We start from the raw sequence: 18,152 nt of genomic DNA, 5'->3' as shown, positions 1-18,152 counted from the left end.
CAGCTCAACCCTGCTCGTTTCAGGGACATTCTTAACTGGGGAGGTGCCCATGGACGCCGTGACCAACGTCCCGCTGCCGCAGAACGAACCCGTTCTGTCCTACGCGCCCGGCAGCGCCGAGCGCGCCGAGCTCGTCGCCACGCTGGAGGAGCTCGGCAAGCAGAGCATCGACCTGCCGATGCGCATCAACGGCGAGAGCCGCATGGGCGGCGGAGAGCCCATCGACGTCGTGCAGCCGCACCGTCACGCCGCCGTCCTGGGCACCATGCGCAACGCGACCCACGACGACGCCCGCGCCGCCGTCGCCGCGGCCAAGGCCGCCGCACCGGCGTGGCGCGCGATGTCCTTCGACGACCGCGCCGCCATCATCCTGCGCGCAGCCGACCTCCTCGCCGGCCCCTGGCGCGCCACCATCAACGCCGCCACCATGCTCGGCCAGTCCAAGACCGCGCAGCAGGCGGAGATCGACGCGGCCTGTGAGCTCATCGACTTCTGGCGCTTCAACGTCTCCTACGCCCGCGACCTGATCGCCCAGCAGCCGCTGAGCGTCCGCGGCGTCTGGAACCGCATGGAGCAGCGCCCGCTGGAGGGGTTCGTCTACGCGATCACCCCCTTCAACTTCACCGCCATCGCGGGCAACCTCCCCACCGCCCCGGCCCTCATGGGCAACGTGGTCGTGTGGAAGCCGTCCCCGACCCAGCAGTTCGCCGCCGAGCTGACCATGCGCCTCCTGGAGGAGGCCGGGATGCCCCCGGGCGTCATCAACATGGTCACCGGTGACGGCCTCGCCGTCTCCGACGTCGCCCTGAACGACCCCGAGCTGGCCGGTGTGCACTTCACCGGTTCGACCAAGACCTTCCAGCACCTGTGGAAGAGCGTCGGCGAGAACATCTCCTCGTACCGCAGCTACCCGCGGATCGTCGGCGAGACCGGCGGCAAGGACTTCATCGTCGCGCACTCCTCCGCCGACCCCGAGGTCCTGCGCACCGCGATCGTCCGCGGCGCCTTCGAGTACCAGGGGCAGAAGTGCTCGGCAGCCTCGCGCGCCTTCGTCGCCCGCTCGGTGTGGGAGCAGGTCCGCGACGACCTGGTCGCCGAGACCGAGGCCCTGACCATGGGCGACGTCACCGACCTGTCGAACTTCATCGGCGCCGTCATCGACCGCCGCTCCTTCGACAAGCTGGCCAAGGTCCTGGAGGACGCCAAGTCCGACCCGACCCTGGAGATCATCGCGGGCGGGACCGCCGACGACTCCGTCGGCTACTTCGTGCGCCCGACCATCATCGAGGGCACGGACCCGACCAACGACGTGTTCCGCACCGAGTACTTCGGTCCGGTCATGGCCGTCCACGTGTACGAGGACGACGAGTTCGACGACATCCTCAAGGTCGTCGACGAGGGTTCGGCCTACGCCCTGACCGGCGCCATCCTGGCCAAGGACCGTGCCGCCGTCGCCAAGGCCACCGAGGCGCTGCGCTTCGCGGCCGGCAACTTCTACATCAACGACCGGCCGACCGGCTCCATCGTGGGCCAGCAGCCCTTCGGCGGCGGACGCGCCTCCGGCACCAACGACAAGGCCGGTTCCGCGCAGAACCTGTCCCGCTGGTCCAGCCCGCGTGCCATCAAGGAGACGTTCGTCGCGCCGACGGTCTCCTCCTACCCCCACCAGGGGTAGTCCCGGGTCCGCACCCCCTCCCGTCCTGAGGGGGTGCGGCACCTTCCGCCCCCCGAGGAATCCACCGGCACCGCGGGGACACCCCCCGGCCGCTGCCCCGTCCGCGCCAGCCCACAGGCTCGTGCACGTCTTCTTCGAGGTCACCATGCTTCGTAAGCCACTTCTGCTCGCTGCCAGGTCCGCGACCTGCCGCACCATCGTCGAGCGCACCCCCATGACCCGGGCCATGGTCCACAGGTTCGTGGCGGGCTCCACCCTGGAGGAGGCGCTCCCCTCCGTCGCGGACCTGACCCGGGACCGCTACGTCACCCTGGACTTCCTGGGTGAGGACACCGCCGACACGGCGCAGGCCACGGCGACGGTGACCGCCTACCAGGACCTTCTCGCCGCACTCGGCGAGGCCGGTCTGGGAGACCGGGCCGAGGTGTCGGTCAAGCTCTCGGCCGTCGGCCAGTTCCTCGACAGGGACGGCGAGAAGATCGCCCTGGAGAACGCCCGGCAGATCGCCGAGGCGGCCAAGGCGATCGGCACCACGGTGACCCTCGACATGGAGGACCACACCACCGTCGACTCCACCCTGGGAATCCTGCGCGAGCTGCGCGAGGACTTCCCGTTCGTGGGCGCGGTGCTCCAGGCCTACCTGCGCCGCACCGTGGCGGACTGCCGCGACCTCAGCGGCGCCGGTTCCCGAGTGCGCCTGTGCAAGGGCGCCTACGACGAGCCCGAGTCGGTCGCCTACCGCGACAAGGCCGAGGTCGACAAGGCGTACGTGCGCGCGCTGCGCGTTCTCATGGAGGGCGACGGCTACCCGATGGTCGCCTCGCACGACCCGCGCATGGTCGCCATCGCCGGTGAGCTGGCCCAGGTCAACGGCCGTTCGGCGGACGACTACGAGTACCAGATGCTCTACGGGATCCGCGACGCGGAGCAGGTCCGACTCGCCGCCGAGGGCAAGAAGATGCGCGTCTACGTCCCGTACGGCACCGAGTGGTACGGCTACTACATGCGCCGTCTGGCGGAGCGCCCGGCCAACGTGCTCTTCCTCGCCCGTTCGCTGGTGACGCGCGGCTAGGCCGCGTTCCGCGGATCATTCCGGGCTCGCGTCCCCCAGGCTGCCTCTCGCTGCGCCGACTGCGCTTGGACAGCCAAACCCGGGCTGACCTGCGCTACTCGTCTTGCGAGAGATGGCCTGGAAGCCGCTCGCGTCGATCGGCGCAAGCGCCGAGTCAACCGAAAGCATCCACGGAACACGCCCTATCCCTCGCCTCCGGCCGGTACCGGGTCCGTGTCCGCTCGGCGGGCACGGACCCGCGTCGTCCCCCGCGGGGGACGGGCGCTCAGCGCCGCGCGCGACACCGCGGCCGGCGGTCCGACCCGTTTCCCAACGGTGACCTGTCCGGCGGAACCCCGTGTCAGTGCCGTACGTTACCTTGTGGGCAGCAATCCACGCGTGAAAGGCCATTACTAGACATGCGGATGCGGAGTTCCAACCCCGTCCTCAAGCGGGCACTTCAGCAGGCCCCGGCCGGGGCCCCCCACCAGGGGTACGGTCAGCAGGGCTACGGCCAGCCGGGGTACGGACAGCCGTACCCGCAGCAGGGGTACGGCCAGCAGTACCCGCAGCAGGGATACCCCCAGCAGGGCTACCCCCAGCAGGGATACCCGGGCGGACCGGCGCAGGGCGCCGGCGAGCAGCGGATGACCATCGACGACGTCGTCGTGCGCACCGGAATGACCCTCGGTGTCGTCGCGCTCTTCGCCGTCGTCAACTACTTCCTCTTCGACCCGTTCGCCCCGGGCCTGACCCTCGGTCTGATGATCGTCGGCGCCCTCGGCGGCCTGGTGCTCGGGCTGGTGATCGCCTTCAAGCAGATCACCAACCCCGTCGCGATCCTCGCCTACGCGGCCCTGGAGGGCCTGCTCGTCGGCGGGCTCTCGGCGCTCCTGGCCTCGTCCCTGGAGGCGACGACCGGTGACGCCGGTGCGGGTGGCGCCCTCGTCACCCAGGCGGTGCTGGGCACCGTCATGGTGTTCGCCGTGATGCTGGCGCTCTACAAGTTCCGCATCATCAAGGTGACCGACGGCTTCATGAAGGTCGTCATGTACGCCACCATGGGCGCCGCCGCGCTCATGCTGGTGAACTTCGTGGCCAGCTTCTTCGTCTCCGGCGGCATCGGCATCCGCGAGCCCAGCCCGCTCGGCCTGATCGTCGGCCTCGTGTTCGTCGTCATCGCGGCCTGCACCCTCGCCCTGGAGTTCCGGGGGATCGAGGAGGGCCTGAACGCCGGGATCCCGAACAAGTTCGCCTGGCAGTTCGCCTTCGGCCTGACCGTCTCCCTGGTCTGGCTCTACATCGAGATCCTGCGCCTGCTCTGGATCATCAAGACGATCTTCGCCGACTAGCGGTCGGCGGCCGTCGGTCGACACGGTTTCACGTCGCGCGGCGAGGGGCCACCACCCGGGGCATCCGGGTGGTGGCCCCTTCGTCATGTCGCGTGCGGTGTCGGTCGTGGGACCTGTGGTCAGGCGTTCTCGGGCCGCGGTGCGGGGATCGAACGGTTCCTGCGACGGCGGTCGTACTCCGTCACGAGGGCCTGTGCGTACCACTGGGGGAGCTCGTACTCGTCCGCGAGCCAGTTGGACCTGTCCTGGCAGCGGAGCAGCCCCGGTCCCTTGTCGAGGGCGTCGAACCACTCGTGGAGTCCTCGGCCGGTGACGACCGGGATGCGTTCGATGAGCTTGGCGTGGATCTCCGGCGAGTGGGTTACCGACATAGGCACCTCCGGCAGCGCTTCGGCGTGTGGCACTTATCTGCGACCCTGCATCAGGATCACGTTCTGGACAAGCCCCGGTCATCAGCTTTTACCTTGCCCGTGCGGGAACGTTCGCCTCACGCGGACCGACAGACGATCCCGGATGCGACATAAGGGAAAAACACGCGTTCCGGCGAAGTGCAGGGGTAAGGGCGTTCATCGGTGGAGTGTCGGAAATATCCATGAATGCGAAGAAGGGCCCTCGGCCCCCCCGGAATCCGGGAGGCGGCCGAGGGCCCTCGGGCTGTTCCGGCCGGACCGGGGCGCGGGCCCCGGGGCCCGCACGGGACGGCCCTAGCTCAGGCGCTCGAAGATCGCCGCCATGCCCTGGCCGCCGCCCACGCACATGGTCTCGAGGCCGAACGTCCGGTCGTGGAACTGGAGGCCGTTGATCAGCGTGCCGGTGATGCGGGCGCCGGTGCTGCCGAACGGGTGGCCGACCGCGATGCCGCCGCCGTTGACGTTGAGGGTGCCGTCGATGTCGATGCCCAACTGGTCGGCCGAGGGCAGCACCTGCGCGGCGAACGCCTCGTTGATCTCGACCAGGTCGATGTCGCCGATGGCCATGTTGGCGCGGGCGAGGGCCTGCCGGGAGGCCTCGACCGGGCCCAGGCCCATGATCTCCGGGCTCAGGCCGGTCACGCCGGTGGACACGATGCGCGCCAGCGGGGTGATGCCGAGCTGGGCGGCCTTGGTGTCGCTCATGACGACCACGGCGGAGGCGCCGTCGTTGAGGGGGCACGCGTTGCCCGCGGTGACGGTGCCGTCGGGGCGGAACACCGGCTTGAGGCCCGCGACCTTCTCGTAGGTGGTGCCGCGGCGGATGCCGTCGTCGGTGCTGACCACGGTGCCGTCGGGGAGGGTCACCGGGGTGATCTCGCGCTCCCAGAAGCCGTTGTCGAGGGACTTCTCGGCGAGGTTCTGCGAGCGGACCGCGAACTCGTCCTGGCGCTGCCGGGAGACGCCGGTGATCTGGGCGACGTTCTCGGCGGTCTGGCCCATCTCGATGTAGGCGTCGGGCAGCAGGCCGTCCTCGCGCGGGTCGGTCCAGGCCTGGGCGCCGCCCTCCTTGCGCTTCTCGGTGCGCGCCTTGGCGTCGGCGAAGAGCGGGTTCTCGTTCTGCGGGTTGTCGCTGCTGCCGTGGGCGAAGCGGCTGACGGTCTCGACGCCGGCGGAGACGAACACGTCGCCCTCGCCCGCCCTGATGGCGTGGTAGGCCATCCGGGTGGTCTGGAGCGAGGAGGAGCAGTAGCGCGTCACGGTGGTGCCGGGGACGGTGTCCAGGCCGAGCTGGACGGCCACGATCCGGGCCATGTTGAAGCCCTGCTCGCCGCCGGGCAGGCCGCAGCCGAGCATCAGGTCGTCGATGCCCGCGGGGTCCAGCTGGGGGACCTTGGCCAGGGCGGCCCCGATGATCTGGGCGGTCAGGTCGTCCGGGCGGATGTCCTTGAGCGAGCCCTTGAAGGCGCGGCCGATCGGGGAGCGGGCGGTGGCGACGATGACTGCTTCGGGCATGGGCTTCGTCCCTATCGGTTGGGGTGCTGCGGGCTGGCTGTGGGTTTCGGCCGGGCGGTCGGCGCGCCGGGACAGGTCACAGCATGTCTTGTTACCGCCCAGTAAACCCGTACGGCCCCTCCTCCCGCCACCCGGGGGCGGCCTTCAGGCGGAGTCGCCGGGGAGCTGCGCGGTGTCGGCCGCACCGAGTTCGGCTGTGCTCTCCTCGTGCTCGCCGTGGGCCCGGAGCCGGAAGGGGCTCCGGATGAGCGCGGCCCACCGCCCGCGCGCCCCCGTCGGCTGTTCGCTGACGTGGGCTCCCGCGCGGGAGACCTCCGTGCCGGGGGTCTCCGCGGCGACGACGGCCGCCCGGTCGACGGGCAGGATGCCCCGCGTCCTGCGGACCTCGTCCAGCTCCGGGAGCAGCCCCAGGGCTGCGCAGGCGGAGGGGAGGACCGCGAACGCGGCCTGCGCGTACCCGCGAGCTGACGGATGAAAACGGTCAGGCCCGAACATCGCCGTAGGGTCCGTCCGGAAGTCGTCGGAGAGGATGTCGCTCAGGGACACGGTGCGACCGCCCACCTCGGTGACGGCGATCGTCTGCGCCGCGGCGAGCTGCCGCGAGGCACGGCGGGCGACCGTGCGCAGCGGCCAGCCGATGGGGCGGACGGTGCCCAGGTCCGGACAGGTCGCGACGACCACGGCGGTGCCCTGTCCGACCAGCGCGCGCACGGTGTCGCGCAGCCGGGCGATGGCGTCGTTGGGGCGTACGCGCCGGATGACGTCGTTGGCCCCGATGAAGACGACCGCCACGTCGTAGTGCGAACCCGGCTCCAGGGCCCCCGCGCGTTCGGCCTGGGCGGCCAGGTTGGCGGAGGTGGCGCCGGGGGAGGCGGTGCAGCGCAGTCGGACCGGACGGTCCGACGCCGCAGCGACCCCGACGGCGAGGAGGACGCCGGGGGTCTGGTCGGCCCTGTCGACCGCGAACCCGGCGGCGGTGGAGTCGCCCATCATCAGCATCCGGACCGGCGGCCCCTCGCCGTCTCCGTAGACACCGTTGACGACCGGGCGGTCCCACTGGGTCGTGCCGACGGCGCGACGGGCCAACCTCGCCTGGAGGTAGAGGAGCGCCACCGTCCCGCCACCCACGAGTGTGAGCCCGCCGCCACCGAACGCGGTGGCAGCGGCGATCCGCCGTGCACGTGCGGCTCGCAGCACAGAACGACCTCCGATTCCTCGGACCCGCCTGCCCTGGGGCGCGCCGGTCACGTGCGACGTTACCGGCGGGGAACCCGCGGGTCACGTACCTGCGCGGCACACCGTCCGCGCCGCGGGGTGAGGGTGGACGGGCGTTCGGGCGACACCTCCCGGTCCCGGGAGGGGCCGTGCCCCGGGCGCCCCTCGGCGCCGTCGCCGCCCGGCCCCGAGGGGGTCCGCCTCCGACCGTGCGCGGGGGCGGGCCCGGGTGCCGGTCCGCGTCGTCTTCCACGCGCCGAACACCCTGGTGGGAAACGTTAGAGTCGGGGTGAGACGGGCCGGACCGGCCCATGGCCCCGGTCTCGCCGCCGGGGCGAGGACACGGCGGGCCGAAGACCCGGTCGCCACGATGCTGAGGGAGCACAAGTGCGGGTACACGACTCACTGATCGACCTGGTGGGGGACACCCCTCTCGTCCGGTTGCGGAAGGTCGCGGAGGGGCTCGCGCCGACGATCCTGGCCAAGGTCGAGTACTTCAACCCGGGAGGCTCGGTCAAGGACCGCATCGCGCTCCGCATGGTCGAGGCCGCGGAGAAGAGCGGCGCCCTGCGCCCCGGCGGAACCATCGTCGAGCCCACCTCCGGGAACACCGGTATCGGTCTGGCGATCGTCGCGCAGGAGAAGGGCTACCGCTGCGTCTTCGTCTGCCCCGACAAGGTCGGACCGGACAAGCTGTCCGTGCTGCGCGCCTACGGCGCCGAGGTCGTGGTGTGCCCGACCACGGTCGCACCCGACCACCCCGAGTCCTACTACTCGGTCTCGGACCGGCTGGCCGCCGAGATCCCCGGCGCCTGGAAGCCCAACCAGTACGAGAACGTCGAGAACCCGGAGTCGCACTACCACTCCACCGGCCCGGAGATCTGGGACCAGACCGAGGGCCGGATCACGCACTTCGTCGCGGGCATCGGCACCGGCGGCACCATCAGCGGCACCGGCCGGTACCTCAAGGAGGTCTCCCAGGGCGCGGTGAAGATCGTCGGCGCCGACCCCGAGGGCTCCGTGTACTCCGGCGGCACCGGCCGCCCGTACCTGGTCGAGGGCGTGGGCGAGGACATCTGGCCCGGCACCTACGACACGACCGTGTGCGACGAGATCGTGGCGGTCAGCGACAAGGACTCCTTCCTGATGACCCGCCGCCTCGCCCGCGAGGAGGCCCTCCTGGTCGGCGGCTCCTGCGGCCTGGCCGTCGAGGCCGCCCTGCGCGTCGCCAAGGACGCGGGCCCCGACGACGTCATCGTCGTCCTGCTCCCCGACGGCGGCCGCGGTTACCTCGGCAAGATCTTCAACGACGAGTGGATGTCCGACTACGGGTTCCTGACCAACGAGACGGAGGAGGCCACGGCCGGCGACGTCCTCGGGGACAAGGGCGGGGCGCTGCCCGACTTCGTGCACAGCCACCCGGACGAGACCGTCGGCACCGCCGTCGCGATCATGCGGGAGTACGGCGTCTCCCAGCTCCCCGTCATGAAGGAGGAGCCGCCGGTCATGGCCGCCGAGGTGGTCGGCTCCATCGCCGAGCGCGACCTCCTGGACGCGCTGTTCGACGGCCGCGCCCAGCTGGACGACATGGTCGAGGCCCACATGGGCAAGCCGCTCGCCACGGTCGGTACGGGCACGCCGGTCGGCGACTGCGTGCGCCTGCTGCGCGGGTCCGGGGCCCTGGTGGTGCTGCGCGACGGCAAGCCGGTGGGCATTCTCACCCGCCAGGACCTGCTGGCCCACCTGGCCAACTAGCGGACCGCGAACCCGGCGCCCCTGCCCCACCGCGGTCCGCCCCTGCCCGAGTACGACCCGAACACCCGCAGGCCTCCGGGGCCCCGGGACACGTCCCCTCCGGACGCGTCCCGGGGCCCCGGTGTGCGGGCAGCGGGCACTCCGACGCATACTCGGACACTGCTAATGTTCGCGGCAGTATTACTGGCAGGTAATAAATGGGAGCACGCGTGTCTCGGCTGTTGTCCTGGATCATCCGCTCCGTCTGGTCGTACGCCCGAAGCAAGGCCGAGATCCGAGCCGGATCCGGGGCCGCCCGGAAGTTCGCGCGCTTCGGGGCGGGGTCCGCGATCGCCTTCCCCACGGCGACCCTCTACGGCGAGCCCTGGATCGAGATCGGCGTGCACACCGTCCTGGGCGGCGACATGACCCTCGCCGCCGGCATGGGGCCCGACTACGACCTGGGCGAGGGCTCCGTCGTGCGGATCGGATCGGGCTGCGCCATCGGCCGCGGCTCCCACATCGTCGCCCACAAGTCCGTGGACATCGGCGACCACGTGTACACCGGCCCCTACGTCTACATCACCGACCAGAACCACGCCTACGCCAACACCGAGATCCCCGTCGGCCTCCAGTGGCCCGTGGACGACCCGGTCAGCATCGGCGACGGCACCTGGATCGGCGCGAACGCGGTCATCCTCCCCGGCGTCCACCTGGGCCGCAACTCCGTCGTCGCGGCGGGCACGGTGGTCCGCCCCGGCGCCTATCCCGACCACGCCGTCATCGCGGGCATCCCCGGGAAGGTCGTGCGCACCTACGACGCCGACCTCGGATGGGAGCCCCCGCTGCGGGAGACCGGGACACCCACCCGCGTGCCCACCCCGGTCAGCGGACTGCCCCCCGAGGTCCCGGTGGAGCCGCCCCTGCCCGGGTCGGCCACCCGCTTCCCGCCCGCCTGACCCCGGCCCGGCGCGCAGACCGCCGCCGGCCCCCGTTCGCGGTGCTCCCTCCCAGCTGAACACGGGTTCCGAGGGGTCCGCGGGCGCTAGTGTGGCCCCATGAAGTTCGACGGGTTTGAAACACTGGCCATCCACGCAGGGCAGGAACCGGACGCCGGGACCGGCGCCGTGGTGGTCCCGATCTACCAGACCAGCACCTACGCCCAGGACGGTGTGGGCGGTCTGCGCCAGGGCTACGAGTACTCGCGCACCGGCAACCCCACGCGCGCCGCGCTGGAGGAGTGCCTGGCCGCGCTGGAGTCCGGGACGCGCGGCCTCGCGTTCGCCTCCGGGATGGCGGCGGAGGACACCCTGCTGCGCACGGTCCTGTCGCCTGGTGACCACATGATCATCCCGGGCGACGCCTACGGCGGCACCTTCCGCCTCGTCTCCAAGGTGGTCGAGCGCTGGGGCGTGCGGTGGGACGCGGTCGACCAGTCCGACCCCGAGGCGGTGCGCGCGGCGATCCGGCCCGAGACCAAGGTGGTCTGGACCGAGACGCCCACCAACCCGCTCCTGAACATCACCGACATCGAGACGGTCGCGCAGATCGCCCACGAGGCCGGTGCGCTGTACGTCGTCGACAACACGTTCGCCTCGCCCTACCTCCAGCAGCCGCTGACCCTGGGCGCGGACGTCGTCGTGCACTCCACCACCAAGTACCTCGGCGGGCACTCCGACGTGGTCGGGGGCGCCCTGGTCGTGTCCGACGCGGAGCTGGGGGAGCGGCTGGCCTTCCACCAGAACACCATGGGTGCCATTCCGGGGCCCTTCGACTCCTGGCTGACCCTGCGCGGAGTGAAGACCCTGGGCGTGCGGATGGACCGGCACAGCGCCAACGCGGAGCGCGTCGTGGCCGCGCTGGAGAGCCACCCGGCGGTCCGGCGGGTCTACTACCCCGGGCTGGAGGGCCACCCGGGGCACAAAGTCGCCGAGCGGCAGATGCGGTCCTTCGGCGGGATGGTCTCCTTCGCTCTGCGCGACGGGGAGAAGGCCGCGCTGGACCTGTGCGAGCGGACCGAGGTCTTCACGCTGGGCGAGTCCCTGGGCGGGGTGGAGTCCCTGATCGAGCATCCCGGGCGGATGACGCACGCGTCCACCGCGGGCTCCCCGCTGGAGGTCCCCTCCGACCTGGTGAGGATCTCCGTGGGCATCGAGTCCGGTGACGACCTGGTGGCGGATCTGTTGCAGGCCCTGGAGGGCTAGGGCGTGTTCCGGGGGGCTGGGGCGCCGGGCCGCGGCGTGACGCCCGTCCGGCCCCGCCGTGCGGGTCTCCCGGCCTCGTCGCCGGGCCCCTCACGGCGCCTCTCCGGCACCGCGTGTCCGGTGTCGCGCGGGGTCCCGGCCGGCGGGCTCCTCGGTGAGCCCGCCGTGCGGTGCCCGCGGGCACCTGCGGCGACCCCTGCTGGGGGTCCGTTCACTCCGGCGGTGCTCCCGCCGTCGGGCCGGTCCGCGGTTCCGCGGCGGGGGCCGCGGCGCCGTCTCCGGCCCCGTGCTCCCGGTTCAGACCGTGGTGGAGGTGCGGTCCTGGGGAGGGTGTGGCGCGGAGGGCTTCTCGTTGGCGAAGCGGAGTCCGACGACGAGGCTGCCGGTGCGGGAGAGCGCGGTGCCGTCGTCGCCCCGCAGGGAGCGGTAGGTTCCACGGCGGTCCTGGCGGCGCATGCCGATGGAGATGGCGAGCAGGAATCCTACGGCCAGTCCCAGAAGCACGACTCCTACGAGCGTGATGACGATCGGGATCATACTGGTCTCCTCAGGGGAAGTCTCTTCTCAGTGCTTCGTACGCCCCCGTGCGGGGTGAGGGGGCGCGAGGTGATCTCTCACGAGTGCTGTATCCGTTGTCGAGGGTGTTCGGGTGTTCGGTCCTGCGGGTTGCGGCCTGTCCGGTGTCGTCTTCACGGGTGTCTCGTCGGTGGCTCCACCCTGGACTTAGGGTGGCCTTCATCTACGATAGGTTCAGGAGAACCGGATGGACCTGTTCGGATGGTGTACCGATCACCTTGTTGGTACAAGCTAGGTTGTTGGTCTAGTACCCCAGCGAGGGCTGACTTATGCGGGCAGAAAGCAGATACCGTCAGATCGCTCGAACCCTGAGGCGGGAGATCCAGGAGAGAAGCCTGCCGCTCGGCGGACAGCTGCCGTCGGAGAAGCAGCTCGAAGAACGCTTCGACGCGTCCCGCAACACGATCAGACTGGCCCTCGGCATGCTGCGCAACCAGGGCCTGATCGTCAGCCGCCCCGGCAGGGGCCACTTCGTGCAGGACGTCGTCCCGGAGACCTTCTACGCCAACCGCTCCAGGGGCGGTCCCCCCGGACTCAACGAGTCGGGCATGACCGGGCAGATGCTGGAGGAGCTCCAACTCCTCAGCGCCACCCCCGACATCGCCAGCCGCCTGCGCGTCCCCGAGGGCGACATGACGGTCGTCCGGCGGATGTACCGCTTCTCCGGTGAGATCTCGGGCTCGATCAGTTCCGCGTACTACCCCATGAACCTCGTCGGCGGCACCCCGCTCATGCTGCCCGAGGACGTCGAGAGCGCGCTGTCCGTACTGGCGGAGCACGGGCACCGCCAGGTCGGCTTCGTCGACGAACTCACGACCCGCATGCCCAGCCCCCACGAGGCCGGGCAGCTCGAACTCCCCCCCGGGGTCCCGGTACTGCAGGTCCACCGGACCGACCTCTCGGAGGAGAGGCCGATCCGTGTGGTGGAGACGGTCTACGCGGGGCACAGCATCCGCTACCAGTACGAACACGGCAACATGAACGCCTACCGCCGGGACTGAGCACACCCATGAGCACGTCGAGGAAGACCGAGGTCGCCGACCACCTGCGGGAGGCGCTGTCCAGGGGCGACTACAAACCGGGCGAGCGGCTCCCCGGGGAGGAGGAGCTCGCCGAGCAGCTCGACGTCTCCCGGGCCACCGCGCGCCTCGGCATGCGCATCCTCCAGGACGAGGGCCGCATCGCCATCCAGGCGGGACGAGGGGCCTTCGTCTCCGACCACCGACCCATCGTCCACCTGGCCACCCCCATCAGCGGCGGCAGCGACTCCGAGCGCTTCGACGCCGGATACCAGCCGCACCTGCGCGAGGCCGGATACGACCAGATCGACGAGAAGATCAAGGTCAGCCTGGACACCATGCGCCCCAAGGTGGCCCGACGGCTCCGCCACGGCGAGGCCGCGGACGGTCCTCACGGGGGGCTGGTCGTCATCCGGGCCTCCGACCGGTTCGTCGACGGCGGCCTGTGGCAGTCCCAGGTGACCTACTTCCCCTTCCACATCGCCAACAACACCCCGCTCATGTCCCCCGACCGGCTGGAGCAGGGTGTGGCCGCGATCCTCCAGGGCCTCGGCTACCGGGAGGAGTGGAACTGGGACATCGTCGGCGCCCGGATGCCCTCCCAGGACGAGGCGGAGTCCTTCGGCCTGAGCCCGGGGATCCCCCTGCTCGTCCAGGAGCGCGTCGCCTACGACGGGGAGGTCCCCCTGAGGTTCACCGAGACGATCATGCCCGCCAACCGGCACCAGCTCCTGTACTCCGGGGGGCAGGCGCCCGAGGAACTGCTCCTGATGGCCTCCGACGTCAACATCTTCGAGCGGTGACACCCCTGCGCCGCCCCGCGTGACCGCGCGGGGCGGCGGCCCGTCCGTCGCGGGCACGGGCGGCCCCTGACACGGGTGGCGTCCCCGGGACGGGCGGTCCGCCCGCGCGGGCCTCGGCCCCGAGGTCAGCCGGGGCGGCGCAGGTACCGGTCCACCACCAGCGGGCCCAGCTCCCCGGCGCCGGCACGCTCCACCCGGACGCCCCGGCGCCGCTCCACACGCTCCAGGAACGCGCGCAGCCGCGGATCGTCCGCCAGGACGAAGAACGCCACCTCCGCCCCCTCCCGCAGCGCGGCGTCCAGCTCGGCCAGCGTCAGCTCCTCCGTACGGGGGTCCGGGGGCCACGAGAAGCGGGCGCCCCCGTCCTCGCCCAGGTGGGCGGTCGGCTCCCCGTCGGTCACCACCATCACCTGCGGACGCAGGTCGCGGTGGCGCCGCAGGTGGATCCGCGCCAGTCTCAGCGCGTGGTGCAGGTTCGTCCCCGGGACGCGGCTCCAGTCGTGGGCGGCCAGCTCCGCCGGTGTCATCACCCGCGCCCGGTCAGCGAAGCCGACCAGCCGCAGCCGGTCCTGCGGGCGGCGGACCCGGACCAGCGTGTGCAGGGCCAGCGCCGTGCCGGTGGCCGCCTCGTGCAGCGAGCGGGTCGTCATCGAGTGGGACAGGTCCACCAGCAACGCCACCGCGGCAGCCTCCGCGGGCTCGGTCTCCGCCACCCGCACGTCCTCCGGGCGCAGGACCACGTCCCGTTCCCCGGGCCGGGCGCGGCGCAGGGCCGCCTCCCGCACCGTCGCGACCGCGTCCAGCGCCCGGTCCCCGCCCTCGGCGCGGGGCAGGTGGCCGCCGGTCGGTCCGCCGCCCGGACCGGCGCCGCCCCGGAGGTCCCCGCCCAGATGGCCGCGGACGCGCCTCACCGCCTCGATGTCGCGCAGCGCCAGTTCGCCCAGCCGCCGGAGTTCGCGCGGTCCCCATCCGCGGGCGGGCGCTCCCACGTCGGCCCGGCCCTCCCGGGGGCCGCCGTCCGGGGCGGCCCCGCCTCCGGGAGCCTCCTCCGCGGAGCTCCCCGCGCCCGGCCACCCGTCCGGAGGGCCGGACGCGTCGGGGTCCAGTCCGTCCAGGGCCGTGGGATCGCCCTCCTCGTAGCGCAGCAGCGCTCCCTCCAGGGCAGTGGCCTCCAGATGCTCGGCCCCGGAGGTGGGGCCGACGCCGTGCGCCAGCCGGGCCAGCCGCTCCCGCAGCGCTGCCGCGACCCCGTCGGAGGCGTCCTCACCCGCGGACGGCCCGGGCCCCTCCAGGGGATCGGGCCCGCCTGCGTACTCCCGGTACCGGAACCTCACTCGCACCCCTCCGATCCACCCGGCGCACCGTTCCGGGCGCGTCGGGCACGACCCTACGCCCGGCGCCGCGTCCCGGGCGTCCTGCCCGCGGACGGACGGGCGCCGACGGCCGTCGCCCCTGCCGTGCGCGGTCCCGGCGGGACGGGAGGCCGGGGGAGCTCGGGGGCGGGACACCGAAGCGGCAGGCGAGATGGGGGCGCGGGTCCGGGGCTGGTGGGCCCGGCCGGGGGAGTGTTCCCCGGCCGGCTCCCGGGTCGGCGATCAACTGTCCGGGGGATCTCTCGGGGGAGGATGTGCGGGGTCCGGCCCCGGTGGTGCCGCACGGGCGCAGAGGCGCGGCGAGAGGAAGCCCGGTGCACGCGGGCCAGGAGGCAGGAATCCCGCCTAGAACCGGTACACCCCTCCACCGGGGAGCACGTCCTTGGAGAGGCGGCGCTCCAGGTACAGACCCTCCAGCGCGAACTCCACCACCGCCGCCGCCAGGCTCTGCGTCGGAGGTCCGTCCTCCGACTCCGGCGCCGCGCTGTCGATCATCGCCGAGAGCCCCGGCACGGCGCCGACCCGGCGCAGCAGCTCCACGGCGCCCACGAGGTCGCCGGACTCCACGGTCGCGCCCCCCGAGAACCGGTCGCTGAGCGGGGACAGGTCCGTCCCGCCCAGCCGCTCCCTGAACGTCTCCGCCGTCGCCCGGCGCAGCAGCGCGTGCAGGACCTCCGACTCCCGGCCCTCGGATCCCAGCTCGAACTCGACCTTGCCCAGGAGCGGCTCCACCGCCACCGTCAGGTCGCACACACGCGCCACGGGAGCCTCCCCGCCGGACAGTGCGGCCCGGCGCAGCGCCGACGCCGCCGCCGTCTCGGCCGCCGCCACGGCGAAGCGCACGGACACCCCCGACGCGGCGTCCACCCGCTTCGAGGCGCGCACCAGCCGGGTGAACCGCGCCACGGTCTCCCACACGTGCGCGGGCAGCATCGTCCCCTCCGGCAGCACCGCCTCCTGGCGGACCAGTGCGAGCTCGTCCTCCAGGGTCAGCGGGTAGTGGGTCCGCACCTGTGCGCCGAAGCGGTCCTTGAGCGGGGTGACGATCCGCCCCCGGCTCGTGTAGTCCTCGGGGTTGGCGCTCGCGACCACCAGGACGTCCAGGGGGAGCCGCAGGCTGTAGCCCCGCACCTGGAGATCGCGCTCCTCCAGCACGTTGAACAGGGCGACCTGCGCGCGGGTGGGCAGGTCGGGGAGCTCGTTCACGCAGAACACTCCCCGGTTCGCGCGCGGCACGAGACCGTAGTGGATGGTCTCCGGGTCCCCCAGCGAACGCCCCTCGGCCAGCCGCGCCGGGTCCACGTCGCCGACCAGCTCGCCCACGCCCGTGTCGGGGGTGCCCAGCTTCTCCCCGTAGCGCTCACTCCGGTGGCGCCACACCACCGGCAGCCCGTCCCCCTCCTCCGCCGACCGCCGCACGCAGGCCGGGCACACCGGGGCGAAGGGGTGGTCGTTGACCTGACACCCGGCCACCGCCGGGGACCACTCGTCGAGCAGGCCCACCAGGGCGCGGATCAGCCGGGTCTTGCCCTGCCCGCGCTCGCCGAGCAGCACGAGGTCGTGTCCCGCCAACAGCGCGCGTTCCACCTGGGGGAGCACCGTCGAGTCGAAACCGCGCACCCCGGGGAAGCGCGGCTCGCCGGAACCCATCAGGCCGAGCAGGTTCTCCCGCACCTCGGCGGCGACGGAACGGTGGACGTGGCCGGACTCGCGCAACGCCGCACGGGTCCGGGGGAGTTCGGGGAGTGCGCTCACCCTCCGAACCTATCCGCACCGGGCGCCGCGCGAACCGGAGTGTCGCCCGTCCGGGGTTTCCGGGGCGCGGTTGAGGAAAGAGACCCCCCGTCAACGCGTCCCCGTTCGACCGCCCCGCCGCCCGAGCCGGTGTCCGGGCTTGTTCACCGGAAAACCCCCCGATGGGCACCGGGGTGGAAGAATGGGACGTGACGGTGGAGTCCCACGCACGGCCCAGGCGGCCGGTGAAACCGGAGGTGGCGGCTGGTGGCACGGTTCGGCAATGCACTGACGACGGGGGCCGACCTCGTGAACGCGGCCGAGCGCGCCGTCCTCGGCGCACTGGAGCAGGTCGACGGATCGGCCGACCTGGTCTGCTTCTTCGTCTGCGGCGCCGACCCCGAGGAGGTCACCCTCGCGGGCAAGCGCGTCATGGCCCTGGCGGGTGAGGCGACCACCCTCGGGTGCAGCTCCACCGGGGTCATCGGGGGCGGGCGCGGCGTCGAGGGGCAGGGTTCGGTGAGCGTGTGGTGCGCCGAGCTGCCCGGGGTCGATATCACCCCGTTCCGGCTGGACACCGTCATCGAGGGCGACCACCTCGCCGTCGTCGGCATGCGCGAACCCGGTCCCGACGACCGAGCCGCCGTCCTGCTGACCAACCCGTACGAGTTCCCCACCCAGGCGTTCGTGCGCGAGTCCACGGAAGCGCTCAACGGCCTTCCCCTGATCGGCGGCATGGCCGACGGCATGCGCGGGGAGGAGTCCGTCCGGCTCTTCTGCGAGGGCGACGTCGCCGAACACGGGGCCATCGGCATCCTGCTCGGCGGCGCCAACGTCCTCGGCACCGTCGTCAGCCAGGGCTGCCGCCCCGTCGGCCCGCCGATGACCATCACCAAGGCCGAGGGCAACCTCATCCTCGAACTCGCGGGCGTCAACGCCTACGACAAGCTGGAGGAGCTCGTCGAGGAGCTCTCGGAGGAGGACCGCGAACTCGCCTCGAACGGCCTGCACCTCGGGATCGCCATGGACGAGTACGCGGACCACCACGGCCAGGGCGACTTCCTCATCCGCAGCGTCGTCGGGGCCGACCCCGAACTCGGCGGACTCACCGTCGGCGACATGGTCGAGATCGGCCAGACCGTCCGCTTCCAGGTCCGCGACGCGGGGACCGCCGACGAGGACCTCGCCCGGCGGCTCGCCGACTTCGGGGCCGAGCACCCGGTCGGCGCCGGTCTGCTCTTCTCCTGCAACGGGCGGGGAGCGGCGCTCTTCCCCCATGCCGACCACGACGTCCTCGCGGTGCACCGCGTGCTGGGCGTCGACGCCGTCGCGGGCTTCTTCGCGGCGGGGGAGATCGGCCCCGTCGGCGGCGTCAACCACGTGCACGGTTTCACCGCCTGCCTGCTCGCCTTCGCCTAGGGAGGGCGCCGGGCCGCGATCGCCGCGGGCGCGCGAGGAACGGGAACCCTCGGCGCCCCGGCGGGTCACCGC

General features: G+C 72.3%; 15 protein-coding genes. 9 read left to right on the top strand and 6 right to left on the bottom strand.

Annotated features, from left to right (window positions below; all coding sequences use genetic code 11):
• Positions 1–49 precede the first annotated feature (49 nt).
• The 3 genes from pruA (at position 50) to Q8791_RS11725 (ending at position 4,078) form a co-directional block, all read left to right on the top strand.
• Entirely contained in the window at positions 50–1,675 is a 1,626-nt protein-coding gene (gene pruA, locus Q8791_RS11735) for an L-glutamate gamma-semialdehyde dehydrogenase (protein WP_330091675.1), read from the top strand.
• A 145-nt stretch (positions 1,676–1,820) separates the two neighbouring features.
• On the top strand, positions 1,821–2,747 hold the full coding sequence (locus Q8791_RS11730; protein ID WP_330091674.1) for a proline dehydrogenase family protein: 927 nt from the start codon (positions 1,821–1,823) through the stop codon (positions 2,745–2,747).
• A 398-nt stretch (positions 2,748–3,145) separates the two neighbouring features.
• A complete protein-coding gene (locus Q8791_RS11725) occupies positions 3,146–4,078 on the top strand; it encodes a Bax inhibitor-1/YccA family protein (RefSeq protein WP_330091673.1) in 933 nt (310 codons plus the stop codon).
• Between the two features lie 119 nt (positions 4,079–4,197).
• Here Q8791_RS11725 and Q8791_RS11720 read toward each other — a convergent pair whose 3' ends face one another.
• The 3 genes from Q8791_RS11720 to Q8791_RS11710 all read right to left on the bottom strand — a co-directional run bounded on the left by Q8791_RS11720 (position 4,198) and on the right by Q8791_RS11710 (position 7,200).
• On the bottom strand, positions 4,198–4,449 hold the full coding sequence (locus tag Q8791_RS11720) for a DUF4287 domain-containing protein (RefSeq protein ID WP_330091672.1): 252 nt from the start codon (positions 4,447–4,449) through the stop codon (positions 4,198–4,200).
• A 333-nt stretch (positions 4,450–4,782) separates the two neighbouring features.
• Positions 4,783–6,003: an acetyl-CoA C-acetyltransferase gene (locus tag Q8791_RS11715; RefSeq protein WP_330091671.1), complete on the bottom strand. Its 1,221-nt coding sequence runs from the start codon at positions 6,001–6,003 to the stop codon at positions 4,783–4,785.
• A 144-nt stretch (positions 6,004–6,147) separates the two neighbouring features.
• On the bottom strand, positions 6,148–7,200 hold the full coding sequence (locus Q8791_RS11710; protein WP_330091670.1) for an SGNH/GDSL hydrolase family protein: 1,053 nt from the start codon (positions 7,198–7,200) through the stop codon (positions 6,148–6,150).
• A gap of 405 nt (positions 7,201–7,605) precedes the next feature.
• Between Q8791_RS11710 and Q8791_RS11705 the strand changes: the two genes are divergently transcribed.
• From Q8791_RS11705 to Q8791_RS11695, 3 genes are all read left to right on the top strand, one after another.
• A complete protein-coding gene (locus tag Q8791_RS11705) occupies positions 7,606–8,973 on the top strand; it encodes a cystathionine beta-synthase (RefSeq protein ID WP_330091669.1) in 1,368 nt (455 codons plus the stop codon).
• A gap of 197 nt (positions 8,974–9,170) precedes the next feature.
• Positions 9,171–9,911 carry an acyltransferase gene (locus Q8791_RS11700; protein WP_330091668.1) on the top strand — a complete coding sequence of 247 codons (741 nt, stop codon included), beginning with the start codon at positions 9,171–9,173 and terminating at the stop codon, positions 9,909–9,911.
• A gap of 99 nt (positions 9,912–10,010) precedes the next feature.
• On the top strand, positions 10,011–11,156 hold the full coding sequence (locus tag Q8791_RS11695) for a cystathionine gamma-synthase (protein WP_330091667.1): 1,146 nt from the start codon (positions 10,011–10,013) through the stop codon (positions 11,154–11,156).
• Between the two features lie 297 nt (positions 11,157–11,453).
• Here the strand turns inward: Q8791_RS11695 and Q8791_RS11690 are convergent, their stop codons facing one another.
• Positions 11,454–11,693, bottom strand: coding sequence for a hypothetical protein (locus tag Q8791_RS11690; RefSeq protein WP_330091666.1), 240 nt, complete (start codon positions 11,691–11,693; stop codon positions 11,454–11,456).
• Positions 11,694–12,001: 308 nt separating this feature from the next.
• Here Q8791_RS11690 and Q8791_RS11685 point away from each other — a divergent pair, with 308 nt between their 5' ends.
• Complete coding sequence (locus Q8791_RS11685; protein ID WP_330091665.1) at positions 12,002–12,733, top strand: GntR family transcriptional regulator; 732 nt, start codon at positions 12,002–12,004, stop codon at positions 12,731–12,733.
• Between the two features lie 8 nt (positions 12,734–12,741).
• Positions 12,742–13,554, top strand: a complete 813-nt coding sequence (locus Q8791_RS11680) for a GntR family transcriptional regulator (protein ID WP_330091664.1) — start codon at positions 12,742–12,744, stop codon at positions 13,552–13,554.
• A gap of 125 nt (positions 13,555–13,679) precedes the next feature.
• On the opposite strand, the gene Q8791_RS11675 is transcribed toward Q8791_RS11680, so the two are convergent.
• Together Q8791_RS11675 and Q8791_RS11670 are read right to left on the bottom strand one after the other, a co-directional pair.
• Positions 13,680–14,888: a VWA domain-containing protein gene (locus tag Q8791_RS11675; protein WP_330091663.1), complete on the bottom strand. Its 1,209-nt coding sequence runs from the start codon at positions 14,886–14,888 to the stop codon at positions 13,680–13,682.
• A gap of 384 nt (positions 14,889–15,272) precedes the next feature.
• Positions 15,273–16,682: a sigma 54-interacting transcriptional regulator gene (locus Q8791_RS11670; protein WP_330091662.1), complete on the bottom strand. Its 1,410-nt coding sequence runs from the start codon at positions 16,680–16,682 to the stop codon at positions 15,273–15,275.
• Positions 16,683–16,928: 246 nt separating this feature from the next.
• On the opposite strand from Q8791_RS11670, the gene Q8791_RS11665 reads away from it, so the two are divergent.
• Positions 16,929–18,080, top strand: coding sequence for an FIST signal transduction protein (locus Q8791_RS11665; RefSeq protein WP_330091661.1), 1,152 nt, complete (start codon positions 16,929–16,931; stop codon positions 18,078–18,080).
• Positions 18,081–18,152: the final 72 nt, after the last annotated feature.

It is taken from the genome of Nocardiopsis codii (assembly GCF_036327455.1).
Classification (GTDB): domain Bacteria; phylum Actinomycetota; class Actinomycetes; order Streptosporangiales; family Streptosporangiaceae; genus Nocardiopsis; species Nocardiopsis codii.
This window is presented reverse-complemented; position numbering and strand designations above follow the sequence as displayed.